This window comes from Amycolatopsis sp. NPDC059657, assembly GCF_042734395.1.
Lineage (GTDB): Bacteria > Actinomycetota > Actinomycetes > Mycobacteriales > Pseudonocardiaceae > Amycolatopsis.
In genome coordinates this window covers 6805-12560 of record NZ_JBHWEB010000191.1, presented here as the reverse complement: position 1 = coordinate 12560, position 5756 = coordinate 6805, and the positions used below count along the sequence as shown (strand labels likewise).

5 protein-coding genes are annotated in these 5756 nt (G+C 66.9%); 2 read left to right on the top strand and 3 right to left on the bottom strand.

Going from position 1 to position 5756, the window contains the following annotated elements; genetic code table 11:
• Window positions 1-140 precede the first annotated feature (140 nt).
• The gene (locus ACFV15_RS45975) at window positions 141-1367 is read right to left on the bottom strand and encodes an MFS transporter (RefSeq protein WP_378359538.1); all 1227 of its coding nucleotides are present in this window, start codon (window positions 1365-1367) and stop codon (window positions 141-143) included.
• A gap of 26 nt (window positions 1368-1393) precedes the next feature.
• Window positions 1394-3328: a PEP/pyruvate-binding domain-containing protein gene (locus ACFV15_RS45970; RefSeq protein ID WP_378359537.1), complete on the bottom strand. Its 1935-nt coding sequence runs from the start codon at window positions 3326-3328 to the stop codon at window positions 1394-1396.
• Between the two features lie 423 nt (window positions 3329-3751).
• Between ACFV15_RS45970 and ACFV15_RS45965 the strand changes: the two genes are divergently transcribed.
• Window positions 3752-4222: a carboxymuconolactone decarboxylase family protein gene (locus tag ACFV15_RS45965; protein WP_378359535.1), complete on the top strand. Its 471-nt coding sequence runs from the start codon at window positions 3752-3754 to the stop codon at window positions 4220-4222.
• Here the strand turns inward: ACFV15_RS45965 and ACFV15_RS45960 are convergent.
• Window positions 4201-5190 (bottom strand): helix-turn-helix transcriptional regulator, encoded by a 990-nt coding sequence (locus ACFV15_RS45960; protein ID WP_378359533.1) that lies wholly within the window; start codon window positions 5188-5190, stop codon window positions 4201-4203. The two genes, ACFV15_RS45965 and ACFV15_RS45960, sit on opposite strands and share 22 nt — an antisense overlap.
• A gap of 89 nt (window positions 5191-5279) precedes the next feature.
• Here ACFV15_RS45960 and ACFV15_RS45955 point away from each other — a divergent pair, with 89 nt between their 5' ends.
• Window positions 5280-5675, top strand: a complete 396-nt coding sequence (locus ACFV15_RS45955) for a RidA family protein (RefSeq protein ID WP_378359540.1) — start codon at window positions 5280-5282, stop codon at window positions 5673-5675.
• Window positions 5676-5756 lie beyond the last annotated feature (81 nt).

Here is a 5756-nt window from a genome sequence, read left to right as displayed (position 1 = left end):
GCCGCTGGGTCGCCGCCTACCTGTGGGGCCAGTTCCTGCCTTTTATCGGCCCGATCACCTATGGGGGTTGCTTCTATATGTTCATCAGGGGGGGCGTGTGTGGTACGGCCGGTTCTAACCGGCCATACCACTCACGACCTTCAATAGGCCCGGGCTGGTTTTCGGCGGCGGACGAGGATCAGCAGCGCGCCGAGCAAAGCCATCAGCGTGCACGTCACGATCGCCGACAGCAGCAGGAACCCGTTCAGCTCACCGGCCGCGAGGTAGGCGCCGAGCGCCACCGCGACCAGCGCGCAGACCGCCCTGTCGATGATCGACTCCATCGACAGCAAGGTCGCGCGGTACTTCGAATCCGGGATCGCGTCGTTGAGCAGCTGCTTCTGGATGGGGAACGAAATCCCGGTCGCCACCGCGAAAACACAGAGCAGCACCACGGTCGCCATCGCGGGCACCGCGACGATGAAACCGAGGCACAGCGCCATCACGATGGTCAGCAGGAACACCGCGCCCGCCGGGCCGACCGCGCGGCGCAGGCGGTGCGGGCGGGCCGCGCCGAGTGCTTCGAAGATCGTCATCGCCGCGAGCACCGCGCCGTACCAGTCGACCGCGACGTGCTTCGACTCCAGGATCGGCTGGAACAGGTTGACCTGGCAGATGCGCACCAGCGTGAACATCGCGATGCCCTGCACCATGAGCAGCATCAACCAGCGTGACGACCGCAGCGCCGAGAACGCGCCGCCGACGCCCGCGATGAGCGACGCCGTCTTGTCTCGGTTGACCCGGCCACCGGGGATCGCCGGGAGCTTGAGTGCCATCAGCACGGCGATGCCCGCGTTGATCGCGGTGATCCAGTACGGCGAAGACATGCTCCACTGCATGAGCAGCCCGATCACCGGCCAGAACACGATCTTGCCGACCAGGCTGTACGACCGCCCGACGCCTTCGACCTTCAGATACAGCGAACCCGCTCCCTGCGCGTGCAGGTACTCGTAGAGATACGCGCTCTGCGCGCCCGAGATGAGCGAGCGCGCCAGCGCGATGAGCAGGAAATGGATCAGGAACCCCGCGTAGGAACCCATGAACACCGGCACCAGGTTCGCGCCGACCAGCACCGACGCGCCCGCGACCAGCGAGGTCCGGTAGTCGAACCGGTCGGCGATCATCCCGGTCGGGATCTCCAGCAGGCAGAACGCGATGTAGTAGATGCTCTGGATGCCGAAGATCTCGGCGTCGCTCATCCCGAGCTGCTTCTGGTAGCTGTAGAAGATCGGCACCCACAGCAGCAGCCCGAAGAAGAACTGGAAACCGTAGGTCAGCCGCACGGCCCGGCGTACTTCCGGGTTCGCGGGCAGGCGGAGGCCCAGCATGAAGTGCTCCTAGTGAAACTGACGCGTCAGACCGAGTAGGGACGTAGCTGGACGATGTGGATCCGGTCCTCGTCGGCGAGCCACTCGATGTCGACTGGGGAGTCGAAGGTGTAGTCGGGGGAGAAGTGCGACTGCAGCAGGCGGCCGGTGACGGCGAGCCGCTGCAGCTGCTCCTTGGCGCGCTCGCCGAGGTCTTCCTTGGCGTCGCCGAGCGACATGGTGCGGCCGCCGCCCTCGACGGTGTTGTAGAGGTACTGCATCGGCTGCTTCGAGCCGTCGACCACATCGGTCACCTGCGGCGACACGTTGACGTACACATTGCGGAAGTCGTTGCGGTTCAAGGGATTGCTGGTCACCAGCACGCCGCCGAAGTCGGCGGCGACCTGCTCCTGGATCACCACGCCCATGAAGCACTCGTCGAGCGAGATGCCGGCCTGCTCGCGCAGCCGGACGCTGCGCACCGAAACCAGCGAGGCCCAGACCTCCTTGATGCTGGTCAGGATCTTCTCGGCGGTGGTCACGTGGTTGATCGACTCGTAGATCCCGGCGGCGGAGAACCCGGCCAGGTCTTCGGCGTTGGACGAGCTGCGCACGACGAACGCGCGCACGCCCGCGAGCTGCGCGATCAGCGCGTTGTCGATCTCGGAGACCAGGTCGGCAGGCATGCGGGCGCCGCGGATGAGCTGCTGCAGTTCGACGCAGAGCGGCTCGACCTCACGGGCGTTGAGCTCCAGCGCCATCTTGAGCTTGCCGATGGCCTGCTGGATCCGCGGCGAGGACTCGAGGAACCGCTGCTGCACCGAGAACGGCAGCGCGATGCCGCGCGGCACACGGACGCGCTCGTCGAGCAGCTTGCGCGCGGCGGACATGAGATCGCCGTCCGGTGTGCCGAGCAGCTTCCCGAGATACGGGAGCAGGTTCTCGCGCGGCGGGCGCGGGACCTGGAAGAAGCCGAGTAGGCGCTGCGAACCGTTGGCCAGCACGTAATGCAGCTCGCCGAGGTTCGCGGCCTTGGTGCCGTAGCGGTGGTGATCACGGTGGCGCAGCTCGTTCAGCGCCGCGATCGGCGTGTGCTCGGACTCGGGCTCGTCGAGCACGATGCGCTGCGCGTACCAAGCAGGGCGCTGGTTCGCCGACGCGGGCTCGTCGACCAGGCGCAGGCTGACCGTCGGGTTGCCGTCGTCGACCTCGTACTCGACCCATTGGCCGTTGAGGCTTTCCCGCTCGATCAGGTCGAAGACGCCGATCTGGATGGCATTGGGAATCTGCCAGCCGGTGGCCAGCACATTCGTGTGCGACAACGGGGTGGTGTGGTGCGCGTTGATGATCCCGGCGAGGCGCGGGATGTCGTCGGGCACCCGGTGCATGACGATGATGTCGTGCCATTCCAGCGTTCCGGCGGCGGCGCGATACTCGGCCTCGTCACGGAACGCGCGCAGACGGCCGGTGGTGACCCCGCTGTTCAGCGGCACGAATTGGGAGCTGGAGAACAGCTCGTGCGCGAGAATGCGCGGCAGCGCCGTCGGCGACAATTCCAGGATGGCCCGCTCCTGCAGATGGTTCGCGGGCTTGAACAGCAACGGGAGAGCGTCGTCGAGATGCGCGCGGACGAATCCGTGGAAATAGGTGATCATGTCGGCCGACATGGTGTCGACCTCGACGGTCTCCAGCGAGAAGACGCGCCACTCCTGCCCGGTTTCGTCGTCCTGCCTGGTGTGCAGCGCGAGGATGCCGAGATAGAAGCGCCGGTCGGCGTCGTGGTAGAACTGCTGGTTGAATTCGTCGATCCGCGCACCCATGCGGTCTTTCGAAATGCCAAGGATCTCTTCGCCGATGTAGATGGCGTGGAAGGAGTGCCGGGCGTTGTTCAAGAAGTGGATCGTGGAATTTTCGCGGTCGACGACGACCTTGACGAAGGCGTATCCGCCGAGGCTTCCCGAAAGCCCGTTGAATGCTGTCAAGGTCAACTTCTCGCCGACCAGTGCGGCCACGCTCTCCGTATCCTGAACGGTGGAAGCCACGTTGTTGTCCGACACCCGGAATTCTCCTCGCTTGGTAAGCAGCGAAGAGGGAGATTAACAGGTTGATCTAGGTTTGATAACAGCGTCGCGGCGGCGCTTACGCCGATGCGCCTTCACTTGAGCTGAATCTGATGTTCACCATGACCGGCGCCTCACTCCGATGGTCTAAACATCCAATTCCGCGAGACGCCGATCCCATCGTTCGGGCGCGAACGACCCTGGATCCACCTCTTTCGGCCCAAGCGTGACATTCCTTACTTATGTCTCACGGGTGCGTGACGCACATCACTCGCGAGGCTGTCACACATCGAGGGGTCCGACTCGTCAACGCTGTGTATTCGTCACCATGGCAAGGAGAACATCATGGAAGCCCGGCTGAACGTCTTCGCCAACCCCGTCGCTGGCAAGTTCATGAAGTACATCAACTCGGCCGGCAAGGTGCTGGCCGACTCGGGGCTGCCGGCGGCCACGCAGGAGCTCGTGAAGATCCGCGCCAGCCAGATCAACGGCTGCGGGTTCTGCCTCGACATGCACACCAAGGAGGCCGCGCACGCCGGTGAGACCGCGCAGCGGCTGCACATGGTCGCCGGCTGGCGCGAGGCGAAGGTCTTCACCGAGGCCGAGCGTGCCGCGCTGGAGCTGGCCGAGCAGGGCACCCGCATCGCCGACTCGGCCGGGGTCGGCGACGAGGTGTGGGCCAACGCCGCCAAGCACTACGACGAGGACCAGCTCGCCGCGCTGACCGGCCTGATCGCGCTGATCAACGCCTACAACCGGCTCAACGTCATCGTCCAGCAGCCCGCGGGCGACTATCAGGTCGGCATGTTCGGCTGAGCCTGCGCGTAGCGGGTGGCGACCGCGGTCGCCCGTTCGCTCAGCGCGGTGCGCAGCCACTGCGGGGCAAGAGCTTCCGCCTGCGTGGTGAGCTGCCACAACGCCCATTCGGCGTGCCTCGGATCTTGGAAGGTCACTTCGAGCCGCAGCCAGCCGTCCGCGTCGGTTTCCTCGGCGTGGACGGCTAACGCGGTGGCCACCAGTTCCTCGCGCCGCGCCGGTGCCACGCGGACCACCACGGCGACCTGGTCACCGCCGGTACGGAACCGCGTGCTGCGGTCCCGCCAGGCGCGGTCCAGATCGACGAGGTCGGGCCGCTGCGCCGGTTCGTCGAGCTCCTCGGCGGCCAGCACCCTCGCCAGCCGGTAGGTGCGGTCCTCGCCGGACCTCGTCGCCAGCAGATAGCCGTGGCCGCGCACGGTGACCAGGCCGATCGGGTCCACCGTGCGCCACTTCGGCGCCTGGTCGACGGCCGCGTACCGGAGGCGCAGCCGGTGCCCGGCGAACACCGCGCGCCGGACCTCGCTCACCACGGCGTCGGGTACCTCGTCGGCGTCCACCCGCCGCGCGAGCAGATCGGTCTCAGGGTCGATGAGCAACCGCCGCGCCGCGCCCGCCGCGGTGTCCCGGTAACCCTCCGGCAGCGCGTCGACCACCTTGAGCACGGCCGAAGCGAGCGCCGAGCCGAGGCCGAACACCTGCGCGCCCCGCCGCGATCCCGCGACCAGCAGCGCGAGCGCCTCGTCATGGCTCAGCCCGGTGAGCTCCGTCCGAAAACCCGGCAGCAGCGCGAAACCGCCATGCCTGCCGCGCTCGGCGTAGACCGGTACACCGGCCGCGGACAACGCCTCGATGTCACGCAAGACGGTGCGCGTCGACACCTCCAGCTCGCGGGCGAGCGTGGCCGCCGACAGCCGTCCGCGCTGGCGCAGCAGCAGCACCAGCGAGACCAACCGGTCGGCGCGCATGCCGGAAATCTACCGGAATACACGACACAGGATGTCGTATATCGCTTGCGAGGCTTGGCGCCACTGAACCGAATGGAGCTGAAGTGGCAGTGGAAAGAACGGCCGTCAACCCGGTCACCTGGTCGGCGGAGCTGGGATTCAACCAGGGCGAACTCGTCTCCGGGCACACCCGCACGCTGTACTGCTCAGGGCAGACCGCGATGAACAGCGAAGGCAAGCCCGAGTGTGAGGGTGACATGGCGGGCCAGGTGCTGTTGAGCCTCGAGAATCTGGAGGCCGTGCTCGCCGAGGCGGGCATGTCGCTGGCGAACCTGGTCCGGCTCAACGTCTACACGACCGACGTCGACCTGCTCTTCCAGCACTACGGCGTGCTCGCCTCGCGGCTGGGCGCGGCACGGGTGGCGCCCGCCACCACGATGCTGGGGGTGACGCGCCTGGCGATCCCCGGGCAGCTGGTCGAGCTGGAGGGCACCGCCGTCGCGTGAGGTCGTGAGTGTTGGGGGGGGGGGGGACCGGCCGGCGCACCACCCACACCCCAAAAAAGAGAGGGAACCCCCGGAGGAAGC

Coding starts and splice junctions, on each gene's coding strand:
- ACFV15_RS45965 (WP_378359535.1), top strand. CDS start 3,752: ATGGAAGCCCGGCTGAACGTCTTCGCCAACCCCGTCGCTGGCAAGTTC.
- ACFV15_RS45960 (WP_378359533.1), bottom strand. CDS start 5,190: ATGCGCGCCGACCGGTTGGTCTCGCTGGTGCTGCTGCTGCGCCAGCGC.
- ACFV15_RS45975 (WP_378359538.1), bottom strand. CDS start 1,367: ATGCTGGGCCTCCGCCTGCCCGCGAACCCGGAAGTACGCCGGGCCGTG.